The sequence below is a fragment of the Brachybacterium alimentarium genome (assembly GCF_002332425.1).
GTDB lineage: Bacteria > Actinomycetota > Actinomycetes > Actinomycetales > Dermabacteraceae > Brachybacterium > Brachybacterium alimentarium.
Genome location: NZ_NRGS01000005.1, coordinates 572,181 through 590,271, shown reverse-complemented (window position 1 = coordinate 590,271; position 18,091 = coordinate 572,181). Strand labels below are relative to the sequence as shown.

Here is an 18,091-nt window from a genome sequence, read left to right as displayed (position 1 = left end):
ACACTCAACTCTGAAGAGCCAGTAATCCCATCGATCTGGCAGTGGCATGTCAGTGGTCTCACCGATGTGTCAGTAGACGGCCATGGGGACGCGGGCGCGAGTCAGCTCCCGTTGCCATCTGCCCGGCGACGGAGTGTTCGCACTCGCCTTGCAGATCTAGCTACGCGAAGTCGTTCCGTTCCTCGACCAGGGCTCTGTCGGAGGCGAAACCCAGCCGGAAACTCCTGCAGGTCCGTGGCACACGGTCGTTCGAGATGCTGATATTCGCTCGCTGCGGCAAGCCCACCCGTCTACGGTCGAGTCATGATTGCCGATCGCTCCACAGCTGCATCCGACGTCCTCACCCACTTCCGTTGGGTAGACGGCGACGCAGACACCTGGAATATGCTCCGGGAAGCCCACTCTCTGGAATCCATCGTTTCCGAGCTGGCACACCTCGCTTCGATCGACGGCCCCGACGTGATCATGGGCATCGAAGCCCGAGGCTTCGTCCTGGCACCGATGGTTGCCCTGACACTTGGGCTGGGCTTCTCCCCGATCCGCAAGGGAGATGCCATGTTCCCCGGTGACACAGCAACAGTCGAGAGCGCCCCCGACTACCGAGGCAGGATCCAAAAGCTGTCGGCCAGGACGGACCACCTGGGCCCCGGAGTCCGAGTTTCGCTCGTCGATGACTGGATCGAAACCGGAAGCCAGGCCATGTCCGCGCGGCAGCTGATCGAAGCCACCGGTGCTCGCCTCGTCAATGTTGCCGTCATCGTCGACGAGGCGGATGAGGCGGCCCGCAGCTCCCTCCCCGACATTCGATCGATCGTCAGCGGCAACGAACTTCCGTAAGTCGGCGGTCTCGACCGAACGCTGTGACGCAGACAGCTTGCAGACAAGAGCTTCGCACTGCCTCGGTTTACGCGGCGGCATTCCTGAGGAATCTGACAACTTAGTGAGAATCTGGACACCTTGCCCGTGTCTCACACCGCAGGTCACAGCGCCGCGCTTCTGACAGATCGCGCGAGAACCTACAAGTGGATTCCGGTGTAGGTTCCGGGCCAATTGTCAGATTCTCGCTTTCGTGTCACCCAGGGGCCGGCACGGAGGCGCTCCGACACATTCCCGCAGGTCGCGACAGCGCTACAGCGCAGGCAAGCTGAGGATTTGGACAAATTAGTGAGAATCCGGGCATGTGCCCCACTTGTCGCACCGCAGGTCACCGCGCTGCACCCCTGACAGATCGCGCGAGAACCTACAACAGCAAGACTCCCGCTCAACATTGCCGACGGAAGGGCGCACGACCCACCCGCCAGACCAGCCCCACGCCCTCGACGTATACCCCCTAGGGGTATATAGTCAGAGGTATGAACGCTGACAACCACGCTCACCGCCACTCCCCCGGCGACCTCGGCTCGCAGCATTCCCACCTCTCCTCGACGCCTCCCGACGGCCGCACCGGCCTCGCGGAGCACGACGCCCCCGCTGCGCAGCAAGGCCACGGATCGCATGGTGACCACGAAGGTCACTCGGGACATGAAGGCCATTCGGGACATGAGGGCCACTCCGACCATGGGGACCACGTCGCACAGTTCCGACGGCTGTTCTGGATCAACCTGATCCTCGCGGTGCCGGTGGTCGTGTTCTCGCCGATGTTCGCGATGCTGCTGGGATACAGCGTTCCCGACTTCTCCGGAGCGCTGTGGATCGCTCCTCTCCTCGGCACCGTCATGTACGTCTGGGGCGGTCGCCCCTTCCTCACCGGCGCAGTCTCGGAGATCCGCTCCCGACAGCCCGGGATGATGCTGCTGATCGGCCTCGCGATCACCGTCGCGTTCATCGCCTCCTGGGGAGCGACCCTCGGGATCCTCGACCACCAGCTGGAATTCTGGTGGGAGCTCGCCCTGCTGGTCGTGATCATGCTGCTGGGGCACTGGGTCGAGATGCGCTCCCTCGCCCAGACGACGTCCGCCCTCGATTCCTTGGCCGCGCTGCTGCCGGACACGGCAGAACGCATCGAGGGCGACGACCTCGTGAGCGTCTCGCCCACCGAGCTGCGACACGGGGACCTGGTCCTCGTGCGCCCCGGAGCGAACATCCCGGCCGACGGAACGATCCGTGAAGGCCGCGCCGACGTGGACGAATCCATGGTCACCGGTGAGTCCCGGCCCGTGACGCGTTCCACCGGAGAGTCCGTCGTGGCGGGCACCGTCGCCACCGACTCCAGCCTCCGCATCGAGGTCACCGCCACCGGGGATGACACCGCCCTCGCCGGCATCCAGCGCCTGGTGACCGAAGCGCAGAACTCCTCCTCCCGGGCGCAGCGCATCGCAGACACCGCTGCGGCGTGGCTGTTCTGGTTCGCACTCGGCGCCGCCGTGATCACCGCGATCACCTGGTCGCTGCTCGGCATGCCTGATGACGCTGTCATCCGCACGGTCACCGTCCTGGTGATCGCCTGCCCCCATGCCCTGGGACTCGCGATACCCCTGGTCGTGTCGATCGCGACGGAACGGGCCGCCCGCGGCGGAGTCCTGGTGAAGGACCGGCTGGCGCTGGAAGCGATGCGCACCGTGGACACCGTCCTGTTCGACAAGACCGGCACCCTCACCAAGGGCGAGCCCGTCCTCGCCGAGGTCATCGCTCGCGGCGCGCAGGAGGCCGAGGTGCTGGCTCACGCTGCCGCCGCCGAAGGGGAGAGCGAGCACCCGCTGGCGCGCGCCATCGTCGCGAGGGCCCAGGCCGACGGGATCCACATCCCTCCGGGCTCCGACATCACGTCCACCCCCGCTCTGGGAGTCAGCGCCCGGGTCGACGGACAGGAGATCCGCGTCGGCGGCCCCCGACTGCTCGAGGAGACCGGAGCCCGCGAGATCGCAGAGGCCGAGGCCTGGCGTCAGGAGGGAGCGATCATCCTCCACGTCCTCCGTGATGGCGACGTGATCGGGGGGCTCAAGCTCACCGACGAGGTGCGTCCCGAGTCCCGCGAGGCCATCGATGCCCTGCACAGCGTGGGTGTCGAGGTCGTCATGATCACCGGTGACGCCGAGGCGGTCGCGCACAGCGTCGGTCGCGAGCTCGGTATCGACCGTGTCTTCGCCGGGGTACGGCCCGAGGACAAGTCCTCCACGGTCGCCCAGCTCCAGACGGAGGGCAAGAAGGTCGCGATGGTCGGCGACGGCGTCAACGATGCCCCTGCCCTCGCTCAGGCGGATGTCGGTATCGCCATCGGTGCCGGCACGGACGTCGCGATCGCCTCCGCGGGGGTCGTGCTCGCCGGCTCCGATCCGCGATCGGTGCTCTCGGTCATCGAGCTCTCCCGAGCGGCCTATCGCAAGATGAGACAGAACCTCTGGTGGGCTGCGGGGTACAACCTGCTGTCCGTGCCGCTGGCAGCCGGGGTCCTCGCTCCCGTCGGATTCGTCCTGCCGATGTCCGTCGGAGCGGTCCTGATGTCCCTGTCCACCGTCGTCGTCGCCCTGAACGCCCAGCTCCTGCGACGCCTGGATCTGCGCCCGGAGGCGTCGGTCACCGCCATGCGGACTCGTCGCTGACCCGCCCGCACCGGGACCCGCGGCCGCATCCCGGAGAACGCACAGTGCCCCTACCTGGGAGAAACTACTCTGATCCTCATGACGAACCCTGCCTCATCGACTGCCCCTGCCCCCACGCTCGAGGACGCTATCGCCGCGCTCGACGCCCTGCCCGCCCCGCACGGACTGCCGGCCTGGACACCGGCCGCCGAGGTGCCGCTGGATCGGGCCTCGGGCGAGGCCCTGCGGTCCCGCGGCCTGGAGTACCGCACGATCGATGCGCGGGACGACGCCGCCTATGAGCGTTTCGTGCAGGCGATCAGTCGCGGCTTCCTGGAGGATCGCGCCGAGCACCTGGTGGGCTGGCGCAGCACGCTGCTGCAGCTCGACGGGAGGCTGGTCGGGGTGTTCGATCCCGCCGCCCCGCATGCCGAGACGCCGGTGGCGACGATCGGGACCTGGGGCACCGGCCTGGTGCTCGATCCCGGATGCATCGTGCCGATGTGGGCGATCAGCGTGGTCACGGTGTCGTCCACACATCGGCGGCGCGGCATCGCCCGCGCCATGCTCGAGGGTGAGCTGCGGGCGGCGGCAGGCGCGGGCTATGCGGTTGCAGGCCTGACCGTGTCCGAGGCGACGATCTACGGACGCTACGGTTTCGGCCCGTCCGTCGGCGCACGACAGTTCACGATCGATAACCGGCGCGCCGGCTGGGTGGGGCCGCGGCCCGTCGAAGAGGGTCGCGGACGTATCGACCCGATCGAGCGCGAGGAGGCGATGCGAGCGCTCGCGAGCCTTCATGCGGAGACGGTGGCGGAGCGACCCGGGGAGGTCACCGGCTGGCCCGGTCTGTGGCGCGACGCCGCCGGACTGCACCCCGAGGAGGAGGAGAAGGGCTTCCGCGCGGTCCAGTACACGGACGACGAGGGGCGCGTGCGCGGCGTGGTCGTCTACAGCATCAAGGAGGCCGACGGGAAAGCGGCCCTGCGGATCCAGAGTCTGCTGGCCGCGTCCACCGACGCGTACGCGGCGCTGTGGCGCTTCGCGCTCACGCACGACCTGATCGGCACGGTCACGGCGAACCTGCGCTCGCTCGACGAGCCGGTGCGCTGGATGCTCGAGGACCAGCGGGCACTGACGTCCACGGAGCACGACCACCACTGGGTGCGCATCCTCGACGTCGCCGCCGCCCTCGGAGCCCGCCGCTACCGCGCGGCCGGGTCCGTCGTGCTCGAGGTGGAGGACCCGCTGGCGATCACCGGCGGACGCTTCCTCCTCACCGTCGACGACGAAGGAACCGGCAGCGTCCAGCAGCTTTCCGCGGACGCAGCGCCCGATGCCGCCGTGGTGCAGGTGGGCATCTCGGAGCTGAGCTCGCTGCTGCACGGCGAGGCCCGATGGGGCACCCTCGCCGCAGCGGGTCGCGTCATGGCCGACGCCACGGCGACGGCGTGGCTCGACGTCGCGTTCGCGCCGGCAGCCCCGCTGCAGCTGAGCATCGGATACTGACCGCTCAGGAGCCGCCCCACCACGGCGGGGCGAGCGGCGTCTCAGCCGGCGCTGCCTCTCCGGACCGTCTCGTCGATCCAGATCGGCGCGAAGGGTGAGGTGCAGTTCGGCGGGGTCGGATAGTCCCTCAGCACGCCGAGCCGCTCGCCGTTGTCCTTGGCCCGCTCACGCAGCTCGGGGTGCGTGATCCCGATCTGGGCAAGGCAGGCGTTCATCGCTCGCGACCGGGAATACGTGGGGCGCGACGGCCTGGATACTGGAGGAATGACCACTCCCCCCTCGGCCCTCTCGTACTCCGGCTCGGACTTCTACTGCGATGTGGCGCTCCCGGATCCGGGAGCGCTGGACGTCGTCCACGAGGACGAACGGGTGCTCGCCTTCCACCACACCCGGCCGTTCTGGAGCGTGCACATCGTCGTCGTGCCGAAGAGGCACATCGCGTCCCTCACCACGGCGGGCCCCGAGGACGAGGCCGATGTGCGGGCCGTGCTGGCCGCCGTGCAGCAGGTCGCCCGCGCAGTGGAGGACGAGCACGGGGCGGCGGCGGTGCTCACGAACCTCGGCGACTATCAGGACTCCAAGCACCTGCACGTCCACGTGCACTCCGGCCCGCGACGCTGAACCCGACGCCCGACGCCCGACGCCGGGCACCACACTCGGCAGGGTCACAGGGGCAGCTTGAACCCCACGTGGCTCGCCTCGTAGCCGAGCCGCTCGTAGAAGCGATGCGCGCCGGTGCGCGAGGAATCGGTGGTCAGCTGCGCGAGGCGTGCTCCGTGCTCACGGCCCCACTCGTGCGCCCACTGGAACAGCGCCGTCCCGAGCCCGGTCCCCCGGGTCGACGCCGCCACCAGGACCGCCTCGATCTGCAGCCGGACGGCACCGCCGCGGGACAGGCTCGGCATGAGGGTGAGCTGCATCGTCGCCAGCATCGGCCCGTCGGCCGCGTCCGCCTCACGCACCACGATCACGAGCTGGTTCGGATCCTGCTCGATCTGCCGGAACGCCGTCTCGTACGGCTCCGCATCGGTGCTCTCGCGGTCACGGCCCAGCACGTCGTCCGCCAGGAGCGAGATGATCGCGGGAAGATCGTCGACCTGGGCGCGGGCCACCGTGACGTGCATGCCGTCGAGTTCCAGAATGTCCATGATCGGTATTCTCCCCTGCCCAGCCCGCCCCGACCTGCGGATCGCGCACAATGAGGCCATGACCCCCTCCGCCCTCCCTCCGGCCTCTCAGCGCAGCGTGCAGCTGGCGTTCTCCGACCAGCCCGCGTGGATCGTGAAGGACGAGGTGGACGGCGGCTGGGTGCTGCAGATCGGCGGCGCCGAGCAGTCCCATGTGGATCTCGCGGACCCGACGCACATCGTGCACGAGTACCTGCTGCGCATGACCCACGTCCTGGATGCTTTCCGTCCGGCCCGCGAGCCCATCCGGATCGCGCATCTCGGGGCGGGCGCGCTGACCCTCGCCCGCTACGTGCAGACCACTCGGCCCGGCTCGGCCCAGCTCACGATCGAGATCGAACGCGAGCTGCCCACCCTCGTCACGACAGCCCTGCCGCTGCCCGTCGGAACAGACCTGGAGATCGTGATCGGTGACGCCCGCGAGGAGCTCGCCGCGATGGATGGTCGACGCTTCGATGCTCTCGTGATCGACGTGTTCTCCGGCGAGTCCTCCCCCGCCCACCTCGCCTCGAAGGACTTCTATCTCGAGGCCCTCGACCACCTCGAGGAGAACGGCCTGCTGCTGGTCAACGTCGGTGACGACGCCGGTCAGCGGTTCCTCGCCCAGCAGGTCCGCGACCTCGAGGACGCCGCCGAGGATCGAGGCCTCTCGGGGGTGTGGACGTTGACTCACGCCTCGCTGCTGACCCGCCCGGCCGACGGGAACATGGTGCTGCTCGCGGGCGGTGCGCTCTCCTCCCCCGATGTCGAGCAGTGGCGCACCGCGTGGAAGAGAGCCGGCCCGCATCCTGCTGCGGTTCTGGACCCCGACGAGACGGTCGAGGCCTTCCGCGAGATCGGCCGACGCCGCTGACCAGCGGATCGCTGACCACGTCCCCGCCGACGACATGCCCGCGGGCGGCATCTCCGTCGACACTCGCCCGTTTTGTATACAGTGATCGACCATCACTTCGATCCACGTCGGCATCCATGGGACCGATCTCATTTGATGCCCGAGTGTGTATACACTGCGGGTATGCGTGCCAGCGATCGGGCTCACCTCACCCTCCGCGAGGAGATCATCGCGGGGGACCTCGCCCCCGGGTCCGTGCTGGCCGAGGTCGAGCAGTCCGCCCGGCTCGGGATCTCCCGGACCCCGCTGCGTGAGGCGCTCGGCCGCCTGGTCGCCGACGGGCTGGCGGCGCCCTCCGCAGGGCGCGGCGTCGTGGTCACTGCGGTCTCCCTCGACGAAGCGGCCCCGCTGTTCGACCTGCGAATCGCTCTGGAGGTGCTCGCGGTGCGGCGCTCGGCCGAGAACGCGCAGCACGACCCCGCGGCCCGAGAGCTGTTCTCCGGTCTCGCCGTCCGCTTCGAGGACGCCGTCGCGCCCCTCAGGGAGGGCGCCGAGCCCAGCGAGTACTACGCGCTGACCGAGGAGCTCGACCGCGCCATCGACTCCACGAGCGGGAACGCCTATCTCACCGACTCGCTGCGCACCGTGCGGATCCACCTCGTCCGGCTGCGCCGGCTCTCTCGCCATTCGCCCGAGCGCCTGGCCGAGTCCGCCCGCGAGCACGCCGCCATCGCCCGCGCGGTGGCCGGCACCAATCCGGAGCTCGCCGCAGCCGCCACCGTCTTGCATCTGCAGCACGCACTGTCCCATCTGCGGACGGCGTCGCTCCCCGCGCCCGATCCCCCACCGCCGGGCGGCCCCGCGCAGCCCAGTACCGCCAGCACCGCCCTCGGCCCCGAGGCCCGACTGAAGGAGACGACCGCATGAGAGACCACGACGTCCGCGTCCACCGATCCGAGGAGAACCTTCCCCGCTCGGGGCAGCTCGCCTGGGCCATGGCCGAGGTCGCGACCGATCCGGTCGCGGTCGAGGCCGACGTGCAGGAGATGATCATCAACCGGATCATCGACAACGCCTCCGTGGCGGTCGCCTCCGTCGGCCGCGCCCCGATCGTCTCCGCCCGTGCCCAGGCCCTCAGCCATCCGGTCTCCACCGGCGGCCGCGGCGCGAGCATCATGGGGATCGACCAGAAGACGTCCCCCGAATGGGCCGCCTGGGCCAACGGCGTAGCAGTGCGCGAGCTCGACTTCCACGACACCTTCCTGGCGGCGGAGTACTCCCATCCCGGGGACAACATCCCGCCGATCCTCGCCGTCGGCGAGCATGCGGGATGCTCCGGCCACGACCTGATCCGGGCGGTCGCCACGGGCTACGAGCTGCAGGTGGACCTCGTGCGCGCCATCAGCCTGCACGCCCACAAGATCGACCACGTGGCGCACCTGGGCCCGTCGGCCGCGGCCGGGATCGGCACCCTGCTGGGGCTGGACACCGAGACGGTGTTCCAGGCGATCGGGCAGGCCCTGCACACCACCACCGCCACCCGGCAGTCCCGCAAGGGCGAGATCTCCACCTGGAAGGCCCACGCCCCCGCCTTCGCCGGGAAGATGGCGATCGAGGCCGTGGACCGCGCGATGCGCGGGCAGACCTCGCCGGTGCCGATCTACGAGGGCGAGGACGGCGTGATCGCGTGGCTGCTGGACGGCCCCGAGGCCCGCTACACCGTGCCGCTGCCGGCGCCGGGCGAGGCCAAGCGCGCGATCCTGGAGACCTACACCAAGGAGCACTCGGCGGAGTACCAGGCGCAGGCCTGGATCGACCTGGCCCGCCGACTGCACACCGAGCATCCCGAGGCGACCGATCCTGCGCAGGTGGACTCGGTGCTGATCCGCACCTCGCACCACACGCATTTCGTGATCGGCTCCGGGGCCAACGATCCCCAGAAGTACGATCCGTCGGCCTCCCGCGAGACCCTGGACCACTCGATCCCGTACATCTTCGCCGTCGCCCTGCAGGACGGCACCTGGCACCACGAGCGCTCCTACGCCCCGGAACGGGCCGGACGGGCGGACACCGTGGCGCTGTGGCAGAAGGTGACCACGCAGGAGGATCCGGAGTGGACGCGCCGCTACCACTCCCTGGACCTGAAGGAGAAGGCCTTCGGCGGCGATGTGCGCATCACGCTCACCGATGGCACCGTCATCGAGGACAGCATCGCCGTGGCCGACGCGCATCCCCTCGGCGCCCGTCCGTTCGCCCGCGCGCAGTACATCCAGAAGTTCCGCTCCCTGGCCGACGGGCTCGTGGACGATGCCGAGATCGAGCGCTTCCTGGAGACCGCCGCGAACCTGCCGGAGCTCACCGCCGGAGAGCTGGGACGGCTGAACATCCGCACCGCGACCGGGGTCGTCGATCCTGCCGCCGGGCCGAAGGGACTGCTCTGATGCTGAACTCCACCCGGACCGCCACCCAGAAGCGGCAGGACCTGCGTGCTCTGCTCGAGCCCGGAGCCGCCCAGCCGTTCCCCGGGGCGTTCACCCCGCTCTCCGCCCGGCTGATCCAGGAGAAGGGCTTCCCCGGCGCCTACATCTCCGGCGCCGTGATCTCGAACGAGCTCGCCCTGCCCGACATCGGGCTCACCACGCTCAGCGAGGTCGCCGCCCGCGGCCGGCAGATCGCCGCGGCCACCGACCTGCCGTGCCTGATCGACGCCGACACCGGCTTCGGCGAACCGATGAACGTGGCGCGCACCGTGCAGGAGCTCGAGGACGCCGGCCTGGCCGGCTGCCACATCGAGGACCAGGTCAACCCCAAGCGCTGCGGACACCTCGACGGCAAGTCGATGGTGGACCTGGAGACCGCGACGAAGCGCATCCGCGCCGCGGCCGACGGGCGCCGCGACGACGACTTCCTGGTGATGGCCCGCACCGATCTGCGCGCCACCTCCGGGCTGGACTCCGCGATCGACCGGATGAAGGCCCTGGTCGATGCCGGGGCCGACGCGATCTTCCCCGAAGCGCTCGCGGACCTCTCGGAGTTCGAGCAGGTGTGCGCCGCGGTGGACGTGCCGGTGCTGGCGAACATGACCGAGTTCGGGAAGTCCGAGCTCTTCACCCGCACCCAGCTCGCCGAGGCCGGTGTGGCGATGGTGATCTACCCGGTCACGCTGCTGCGCGCCGCGATGGGTGCGGCCGAACGCGTGCTGGAGACGATTCTGGCGGAGGGTACCCAGGCCTCCCGGGTGGATGAGATGCTCACTCGCGCCCGCCTCTACGAACTGGTGGACTACGAGGCCTACAACCGATTCGACACCTCGGTCTTCGATTTCGAGGTGCCCACCGCCGACCGCTGATCACCGACCCGCACCTCAGCATGCATCCCGACATCGCCGTCGACCACAGGAGCGAGACATGAACGAGACCACCGAGATCCGCAAGGGGCTGAACGGGGTCGTCGCCGACGTCACCGCCATCTCCAAGGTCAATCCGGAGACCAACTCCCTGCTCTACCGCGGCTATCCCGTGCCCGAGCTGGCCGCCTCCCAGCCCTTCGAGGCCGTGGCGCACCTGCTGTGGACAGGAGAGCTGCCCACCACGGTCGAGCTGGAGGCGGCACTTCGCCACGAGCGCTCCCATCGCGCTCTGGCCCCCGAGGTGAAGACGGTGATGGACTCCCTGCCCACGAGCTGCCATCCGATGGACTCGGTGCGCACCGCCGTCTCCCTGCTCGGCGGCCTGGACCCCGACGCCGAGGACTCCTCGCCGGAGGCGGAGCGGGAGAAGGCGAGGCGCCTGTTCGCCCAGCTGCCGGCGGTGATCGCCTATGAGCAGCGCCGACGCCGGGCAGGCGGCCCGACCGACCCGGTGCCCCCGCGCGAGGATCTGGACTACTCCCGGAACTTCCTGTGGATGACATTCGGCGAGGAGCAGGCCGACGAGATCGTCGAGGCGTTCCGCGTCTCGATGGTGCTGTACGCCGAGCACTCCTTCAACGCCTCGACCTTCACCGCCCGGGTGATCACGTCGACCCTGTCCGATCTGCACTCGGCCGTGACCGGCGCGATCGGAGCGCTCAAGGGCTCGCTGCACGGCGGTGCGAACGAAGCCGTGATGCACACCTTCGACGAGATCGGGATCCGCCCGGAGGAGCCCCAGGACGAGGCCCGCGCCCGGGCCAAGGCCTGGATGGACGACGCCCTCGCCCAGAAGAAGAAGGTCATGGGCTTCGGGCACCGCGTCTACAAGCACGGCGACTCCCGGGTGCCGACGATGAAGACCGCCATGGACACGATGATCGAGCACGTCGGGCGTCCAGAGGTGCTGGGCCTGTACGACGGGCTCGAGCAGTCGATGGACGAGGCCAAGGGGATCAAGCCGAACCTCGACTATCCGGCCGGTCCCACGTACCACCTGATGGGCTTCGACACGGAGATGTTCACGCCGCTGTTCATCGCCGCCCGGATCACCGGATGGGCCGCCCACATCATGGAGCAACGAGCGGCGAACTCCCTGATCCGGCCGCTGTCGGAGTACGACGGTCCGGATGAGCGGCACGTGCCGGGAGTCTGATCCCGCGCCCAAAGACCGGTCCCGCTCAGGCTCCGTCGAGGTCGGGCAGGGCGGCGGTCGCAGCGCGGATGTGCGCCGCGGTCAGCTCCCCTGCCCGCTGGACCTCCCCCTGCGCGATCGCCTCGAGGATCCCGTGGTGCTGGTCGCGCAGCATCGAGACCATCCCGTCCCAGTCGTCCACCTTGGTGAACGCCTCGAGGATCGGGGCGCGCAGCGAGCCGCGGATCGCCCCGGTCATGTCGGAGAACAGGGAGTTGCCGCCGGCCTGGGCGATCGCGAGGTGGAAGGCGGTGTCAGCGTCGTTGAAGGCCTCGCGGTCCACGCCGGGCTCGTCCATCACCGCGACCAGACGTCGCAGCTCCTCGACGGCGGACTCCTCGGCGCGCTCGGCCGCGAGCGAGGCGCTGGCCTGCTCGAGGATCACGCGGGCCTCGACGACCTCCTGGATGCGGAAGTTCGACAGGGCGACGTGGAGGCGCAGGAACCGGGCCAGGGCCGCGCTCGGCAGCGAGGCGACGAAGGTGCCCGCGCCACGCCCGGAGCCGACGTCGGACCGCAGCACGCCGTGCCCTTCGAGCACCCGGATGGCTTCCCGCACGCCGGCGCGGCTGACCTTCAGCTGCGCGGCGAGCTCACGCTCGGGGGGAAGCAGGTCGCCGACGACGAGCGCACCCGACATGATCTGATCCTCGATCGCCTCGATGACCAGCTCATGCGTGCTGCTCCGTGTCACCGGGCGCCACGTCGCGCCCGCACCGGAGGCCCGTCCCTCCTGCGGTCCGACCTCATCACCATCTCTGCGCTCGACCATTGCCCTGTTCTAGCACAGCGTCCTCGTACAGCGTTCTCGCACAGCCGTGGTCGCGCGCCTCTCCCGGGTGCTTGCTCTCCTCCCCCGGAGGGCCTACGCTCACTGTATTCCTTTATGGTCTGACCACAGAGCGATCCCCCAGGATCGCTCCTCCCGACTCACGAGACACGACATCGACGGCGATGCAGTGCAGCAACGCCGCTGAGGAGTGTCGGAGGTCCCGATGTACACCCCAGAACTCGCACCGCTGGCGGACAGCCTGCTGTGGTCCTCGATGATCGCGATCCTGCCGCTAATGACGATCTTCCTCACCCTGGGCGTGCTGCGCTGGAAGGCGCACTGGGCGGGGCTGGCCGCGCTCGCCGTCGCGATCCTGGTCGCCGTGGTCGTGTACGGCATGCCGGCGCACCTGGTGGCGCTGTCCGCCACCCAGGGGTTCGCCTTCGGCATCTTCCCGATCATGTGGATCGTCCTCAACGCGATCTGGCTCTACGAGCTGACGGTCCGCAGCGGACGGTTCGAGGACCTCCGACTGGTCATCAACGCGATCTCCGACGATGCCCGGGTCCAGGCCATCATCATCGCGTTCTGCTTCGGCGGCCTGCTCGAGGCGCTCGCCGGCTTCGGGGCGCCCGTCGCGATCACCGGCGTCATGCTGATGGCGATCGGCTTCACCGCGATGCGAGCGGCGACCGTGGTGCTGATCGCGAACACGGCCCCGGTGGCCTTCGGCGCGATCGCGATCCCGATCATCACCGCCGGCAACCTCACCGGCATCGACTACGAGCACATCGGCGCGATCATCGGTCACCAGACCCCCTTCCTCGCCGCGCTCGTACCCCTGTTCCTGGTCTTCCTGGTCGACGGGAAACGCGGTCTGCGGCAGCTCTGGCCCCTGGCCCTCGTGGTCGGCGTGGTCTTCGGGATCAGCCAGTTCGTCTCCTCGAACTACCTCTCCGTCGAGCTCACCGACATCATCGCCTCGCTCGCGGGCCTCGCCGCCGCCGTGCTCATGCTGCGGGTGTGGAAGCCCGTCGGCGGCCAGGACGCGCTCGCGAAGATGGCCGAGGAGCGGGACGCCGACGCCACCTCGCCGAGCGATGCAGGTGCCGACGCCACCTCGGGGACGGGCCCGGGGTCCGGCTCCGAGGTCGGTTCCTCGCAGGTCGACGTGCAGTCGCCCCCGCGCACCGGCGCCGCCCTGACCCCCGGCCGGGTGTTCCTGGCGCTGTTCCCCTATCTGCTGGTCATCGTGATCTTCTCGGCGTCGAAGCTGGCGGGGCCGTTGAGCACCTGGCTCGAGGCCACCGACATCACCATCCCCTGGCCGGGGCTGGACGGGAACGTGCTCACCGCGGACGGCGAGGTCACCACGAGCACGGTCTACGCGCTGCAGTGGCTCTCCTCCCCCGGCACGCTGCTGCTGATCACCGGCGTGATCGTCGCGCTCGTGTACCGGCTGTCCGTGCGGGACGCCGTGGACGTCTACCTCACGAACGTCGTGAAGCTGCGCTACTCGATCCTCACCGTCGCTGCGGTGCTCGCCCTCGCCTACGTCATGAACCAGTCCGGTCAGACGATCACCATCGGCACCTGGATCGCCGGCACCGGCGCCGCCTTCGCCTTCTTCTCCCCGATCCTCGGCTGGTTGGGCACTGCGGTCACCGGCTCCGACACCAGTGCGAACGCACTGTTCGCCACGCTGCAGCAGACCGCGGCGGAGAACGCCGGGCTGGATCCGGCCCTGCTGGTCGCCGCGAACACCTCCGGCGGTGTGGTCGGCAAGATGATCAGCCCGCAGAACCTCACCATCGCCGCGACCGCCGTGGGCCTGGTGGGCCAGGAGTCCGCCATCTTCCGCAAGGTCATCTGGTGGAGCCTCGGCATGCTGGTGGCCCTGTGCCTCCTCGTCGGCCTCCAGTCCACCACGGTGCTCTCCTGGATGATCCCCGTCCAGTGAGCTGACCGACTGCACAGCAACACCGATACCGACCTCTCACACACTGAAGGAGAACCCCATGGTCAAGCGCCAGATCCCCCGCCCTGCAGAGATCCTCGATCTCATGTCGTTCAAGAAGCTCGATCTCGACCCGAAGCATCGCCGCCTCGCCGCGGCGCTGACCGTCGAGGACCTGCGCCGGATCGCGGCACGGCGCACCCCCGCCGCCGCCTTCGACTACACCGACGGTGCCGCCGAGGACGAGATCTCGATGGAGCGTTCGCTGCAGGCCTTCGAGGACATCGAGTTCCATCCCTCGATCCTCCACGACGTCTCCGAGGTGAACACCTCCACGCAGATCCTCGGCGGCAGCTCGGCCCAGCCCTTCGGCATCGCCCCCACCGGCTTCACGCGGCTGATGCAGACCGAGGGCGAGATCGCCGGCGCCTCGGCCGCCGGCGCCGCCGGGATCCCGTTCACCCTGTCCACCCTCGGCACCACCTCGATCGAGGACGTGCGGGCGGCGAACCCCCACGGACGCAACTGGTTCCAGCTCTACGTCATGAACGAGCGCGAGACCTCCTACGGTCTCGTCGAGCGGGCGGCGCAGGCCGGCTTCGACACCCTGTTCTTCACCGTCGACACGCCCGTCGCCGGGGCGCGGCTGCGCGATACCCGCAACGGATTCTCGATCCCGCCGCAGCTGAGCCTCGGCACCGTGCTGAACGCGATCCCTCGGCCCTGGTGGTGGTGGGACTTCCTGACCACCGCGAAGCTCGAGTTCGCCTCGCTCTCCGCGACCGGGGGCACCGTCGGCGAGCTGCTGAACTCGGCGATGGACCCCTCGATCGACTTCGAGGACCTCGCGGAGATCCGCGCGATGTGGCCGGGCAAGTTCGCGGTCAAGGGGGTCCAGACCCTCGAGGACGCGAAGAAGCTCGCCGATCTGGGCGTCGACTCGATCGTGCTGTCCAACCACGGCGGCCGCCAGCTCGACCGGGCGCCCGTGCCCTTCCAGCTGCTCCCCCAGGTGGCCCGCGAGATCGGCCAGGACGTGGAGATCATCCTGGACACCGGGATCCGCAGCGGGGCTGATATCGTCGCCTCGATCGCCCTGGGCGCGGACTTCACGCTCATCGGCCGCGCCTACCTCTACGGCCTGATGGCCGGCGGGCGCGAGGGGGTGGACCGGACCATCGAGATCCTCTCCGACCAGGTCGAGCGCACGATGAAGCTGCTGCAGGTGCCCACTCTCGCCGATCTCACCCCGGAGCACGTCACCCAGCTCAGCCGCTACTCCCGCCTGGATCAGGAGGGTTCGCCGCGGCTGCCCTGAGGGCACGTGTACATCCGTCGCGCGGAGACCTACGCTCGAGGCATGAGCACCGACGACACCTCCGACACCTCTCCGGACATCAAGCCTCGCAGCCGTCAGGTCACCGACGGCCTCGGAGCCACGACCTCTCGCGGCATGCTCCGTGCGGTCGGGATGGGCGACGAGGACTGGGTCAAGCCCCAGATCGGCATCGCGAGCTCGTGGAACGAGATCACCCCGTGCAACCTGTCGCTGGACCGGCTCGCGCAGGCGGCGAAGGAGGGCGTGCATTCCGGCGGCGGGTATCCCCTGCAGTTCGGCACCATCTCCGTCTCCGACGGCATCTCGATGGGCCATGACGGCATGCACTACTCGCTGGTCTCCCGGGACCTGATCGCCGACAGCGTCGAGACGGTCATGCAGGCCGAGCGGCTGGACGGCTCGGTGCTCCTGGCAGGCTGCGACAAGTCCCTGCCGGGCATGCTGATGGCCGCTGCCCGTCTCGACCTGGCCAGCGTGTTCGTCTACGCCGGCACGATCATGCCCGGTCGCGTCACCCTCACCGACGGCAGCGAGAAGGACGTGACGATCATCGACGGGTTCGAGGCCGTCGGCGCCTGCGCCCGCGGGCTCATGAGCAGGGAAGACGTGGGCCGGATCGAGCGCTCGATCTGCCCCGGCGAGGGGGCCTGCGGCGGGTACTACACCGCCAACACCATGTCGACCGTCGCCGAGGCGATCGGGATGTCCATCCCGGGGTCGGCCACCCCACCGTCGGCCGATCGTCGCCGTGACGCCGATGCCCGCCGTGCGGGCGAGGCCGTGGTCGGCATGCTCCGCCAGGGCATCACTTCCCACGACATCATGACCAAGGCCGCCTTCGAGAACGCGATCGCGGTGGTCCAGGCGTTCGGCGGCTCCACCAATGCCGTGCTGCACCTGCTCGCGATCGCCCATGAGGCGGACGTCGACCTGACCCTCGACGACTTCGCCCGCATCGGCGCGAAGGTCCCCCACCTCGCGGATCTCAAGCCCTACGGCCGCTACGTGATGAACGACGTCGATCATGTCGGCGGCATCCAGGTGGTCATGAAGACCCTGCTGGACGAAGGGCTGCTGGACGGCGACTGCCTGACCGTCACCGGCCGCACGATCGCCGAGAACCTCGAGGTGCTCGCTCCGCGCCCGGCCGACGGGACCGTGCTGCGCCCGGCCACCGCACCGATCGCCCCGACCGGCGGCATCACCATCCTGCGCGGCTCGCTCGCCCCCGAGGGCGCCGTGGTGAAGTCCGCGGGCTTCGAGGAGGACGTCTTCGAGGGCACGGCCCGCGTCTTCGAGCGGGAGCAGCACGCGCTGGACGCGCTGAACGACGGCACCATCACCCACGGCGACGTGGTCGTGATCCGCTACGAGGGCCCCAAGGGCGGGCCGGGCATGCGAGAGATGCTCGCGATCACCGGCGCGATCAAGGGTGCCGACCTCGGCAAGGACGTGCTGCTGATGACCGACGGTCGCTTCTCCGGCGGCACCACCGGACTGTGCGTCGGCCACATCGCGCCCGAAGCGGTCGACGGCGGTCCCATCGCCTTCGTGCGCGACGGGGACCGGATCCGGCTGGACGTGGGCACGGGCGCCCTGGACCTGCTGGTCGACGAGGCGGAGCTCGAGAGTCGCCGCGAGGGCTGGGAGCCGCTGCCGCCGAAGTTCACCAAGGGCGTGCTGGGCAAGTACGTGAGGCTCGTGCAGTCCGCCTCGACCGGCGCGATCCTCGGGGACTGACGGGCCCGGAGTGAGCGCATCGCCGTCGACGTTCGTGCTGGTCCACGGGGCGGCCGACGCGCGGGAGCTCAGTCTGCGCTGAGCAGTGCGGAGATCCGTGCCCGCACGCTCTCCTGGCTCTCCCTCGCGTCGAGGCGGTGTGCGCCCGGACGCTGGAACAGCACCTCCTCGATCGACGCGACCAGCTCACTCGCATCCTCCGGGCCCACGAAGCGGTCGTTCGCCGCCTGCTCGGGGCGGTCAGGTCGCTCTCGACGCGCGCTCAGCCGCTGTGCGAGCGTCGCCTCGTCCAGGATCAGCGCGATCTCGACGAAGCGTGCCCCGCAGTCCGCGGCGAGCTGTTCGAGCTCCTCGAGGAACGGCGTGCGCGCGAGGTACTGGCCGAGCATGACGTCGTGCCCGTCGGCGAGGTGCTGTCGGATCAGCGCGACGGCGAGCCGACGGGCCTGCAGCCCGGAGGTGTGCAGGTCACGATCCCAGCCGCTCAAGGAGTGCTTGATCTGGTCGATGTCGAGCGCGAGGGCGAGTGGTCGCTCGGCGGCCACGAGCTCTGCGAGCGTGGACTTGCCGCTGCCGGGAGCGCCGTTGAGCAGCACCAGCAGCGGGCGTCGCACGGAGTGGGGACGTGTCATT

Annotated in this window: 15 protein-coding genes and 1 pseudogene; 12 read left to right on the top strand and 4 right to left on the bottom strand. The window is 69.5% G+C overall.

Annotated features, from left to right (window positions below):
- Nucleotides 1–303 precede the first annotated feature (303 nt).
- The 3 genes from CIK71_RS05890 to CIK71_RS05880 all read left to right on the top strand — a co-directional run bounded on the left by CIK71_RS05890 (nucleotide 304) and on the right by CIK71_RS05880 (nucleotide 5,027).
- A complete protein-coding gene (locus tag CIK71_RS05890) occupies nucleotides 304–837 on the top strand; it encodes a phosphoribosyltransferase family protein (RefSeq protein ID WP_096164201.1) in 534 nt (177 codons plus the stop codon).
- A 515-nt stretch (nucleotides 838–1,352) separates the two neighbouring features.
- Nucleotides 1,353–3,539 (top strand): heavy metal translocating P-type ATPase, encoded by a 2,187-nt coding sequence (locus CIK71_RS05885; RefSeq protein ID WP_096164200.1) that lies wholly within the window; start codon nucleotides 1,353–1,355, stop codon nucleotides 3,537–3,539.
- A 78-nt stretch (nucleotides 3,540–3,617) separates the two neighbouring features.
- Nucleotides 3,618–5,027, top strand: a complete 1,410-nt coding sequence (locus CIK71_RS05880; RefSeq protein ID WP_096164199.1) for a GNAT family N-acetyltransferase — start codon at nucleotides 3,618–3,620, stop codon at nucleotides 5,025–5,027.
- Nucleotides 5,028–5,068: 41 nt separating this feature from the next.
- Here CIK71_RS05880 and CIK71_RS05875 read toward each other — a convergent pair.
- Nucleotides 5,069–5,245, bottom strand: a pseudogene (locus CIK71_RS05875) (DNA alkylation repair protein); the annotation flags it as partial.
- Nucleotides 5,246–5,291: 46 nt separating this feature from the next.
- On the opposite strand from CIK71_RS05875, the gene CIK71_RS05870 reads away from it, so the two are divergent.
- Nucleotides 5,292–5,648: an HIT family protein gene (locus CIK71_RS05870; protein ID WP_096164198.1), complete on the top strand. Its 357-nt coding sequence runs from the start codon at nucleotides 5,292–5,294 to the stop codon at nucleotides 5,646–5,648.
- Nucleotides 5,649–5,692: 44 nt separating this feature from the next.
- Here the strand turns inward: CIK71_RS05870 and CIK71_RS05865 are convergent, their stop codons facing one another.
- On the bottom strand, nucleotides 5,693–6,175 hold the full coding sequence (locus CIK71_RS05865; RefSeq protein ID WP_096164197.1) for a GNAT family N-acetyltransferase: 483 nt from the start codon (nucleotides 6,173–6,175) through the stop codon (nucleotides 5,693–5,695).
- Between the two features lie 58 nt (nucleotides 6,176–6,233).
- On the opposite strand from CIK71_RS05865, the gene CIK71_RS05860 reads away from it, so the two are divergent.
- From CIK71_RS05860 to CIK71_RS05840, 5 genes are all read left to right on the top strand, one after another.
- Complete coding sequence (locus CIK71_RS05860; RefSeq protein WP_096164196.1) at nucleotides 6,234–7,067, top strand: spermidine synthase; 834 nt, start codon at nucleotides 6,234–6,236, stop codon at nucleotides 7,065–7,067.
- A 162-nt stretch (nucleotides 7,068–7,229) separates the two neighbouring features.
- Nucleotides 7,230–7,973 carry a GntR family transcriptional regulator gene (locus tag CIK71_RS05855; protein WP_096164195.1) on the top strand — a complete coding sequence of 248 codons (744 nt, stop codon included), beginning with the start codon at nucleotides 7,230–7,232 and terminating at the stop codon, nucleotides 7,971–7,973.
- A complete protein-coding gene (locus CIK71_RS05850) occupies nucleotides 7,970–9,487 on the top strand; it encodes an MmgE/PrpD family protein (RefSeq protein ID WP_096164194.1) in 1,518 nt (505 codons plus the stop codon). The genes CIK71_RS05855 and CIK71_RS05850 overlap by 4 nt, the downstream gene beginning before the upstream one ends.
- Nucleotides 9,487–10,395 carry a methylisocitrate lyase gene (gene prpB, locus CIK71_RS05845; protein WP_096164193.1) on the top strand — a complete coding sequence of 303 codons (909 nt, stop codon included), beginning with the start codon at nucleotides 9,487–9,489 and terminating at the stop codon, nucleotides 10,393–10,395. The genes CIK71_RS05850 and prpB overlap by 1 nt, the downstream gene beginning before the upstream one ends.
- A gap of 58 nt (nucleotides 10,396–10,453) precedes the next feature.
- Nucleotides 10,454–11,611, top strand: a complete 1,158-nt coding sequence (locus CIK71_RS05840; RefSeq protein ID WP_096164192.1) for a bifunctional 2-methylcitrate synthase/citrate synthase — start codon at nucleotides 10,454–10,456, stop codon at nucleotides 11,609–11,611.
- Nucleotides 11,612–11,636: 25 nt separating this feature from the next.
- Here CIK71_RS05840 and CIK71_RS05835 read toward each other — a convergent pair whose 3' ends face one another.
- Nucleotides 11,637–12,344, bottom strand: a complete 708-nt coding sequence (locus CIK71_RS05835) for a FadR/GntR family transcriptional regulator (protein ID WP_245857306.1) — start codon at nucleotides 12,342–12,344, stop codon at nucleotides 11,637–11,639.
- 301 nt (nucleotides 12,345–12,645) lie between these two features.
- On the opposite strand from CIK71_RS05835, the gene CIK71_RS05830 reads away from it, so the two are divergent.
- From CIK71_RS05830 to ilvD, 3 genes are read left to right on the top strand one after another with little or no spacing between them, the layout of a single operon-like run.
- Entirely contained in the window at nucleotides 12,646–14,382 is a 1,737-nt protein-coding gene (locus CIK71_RS05830) for an L-lactate permease (protein ID WP_096164190.1), read from the top strand.
- A 58-nt stretch (nucleotides 14,383–14,440) separates the two neighbouring features.
- A complete protein-coding gene (locus CIK71_RS05825) occupies nucleotides 14,441–15,697 on the top strand; it encodes an alpha-hydroxy acid oxidase (RefSeq protein ID WP_096164189.1) in 1,257 nt (418 codons plus the stop codon).
- Between the two features lie 42 nt (nucleotides 15,698–15,739).
- The gene (gene ilvD / locus CIK71_RS05820; RefSeq protein WP_096164270.1) at nucleotides 15,740–17,458 is read left to right on the top strand and encodes a dihydroxy-acid dehydratase; all 1,719 of its coding nucleotides are present in this window, start codon (nucleotides 15,740–15,742) and stop codon (nucleotides 17,456–17,458) included.
- 68 nt (nucleotides 17,459–17,526) lie between these two features.
- On the opposite strand, the gene CIK71_RS05815 is transcribed toward ilvD, so the two are convergent.
- Complete coding sequence (locus tag CIK71_RS05815) at nucleotides 17,527–18,090, bottom strand: P-loop nucleotide/nucleoside kinase family protein (protein WP_096164188.1); 564 nt, start codon at nucleotides 18,088–18,090, stop codon at nucleotides 17,527–17,529.
- Nucleotide 18,091: the final 1 nt, after the last annotated feature.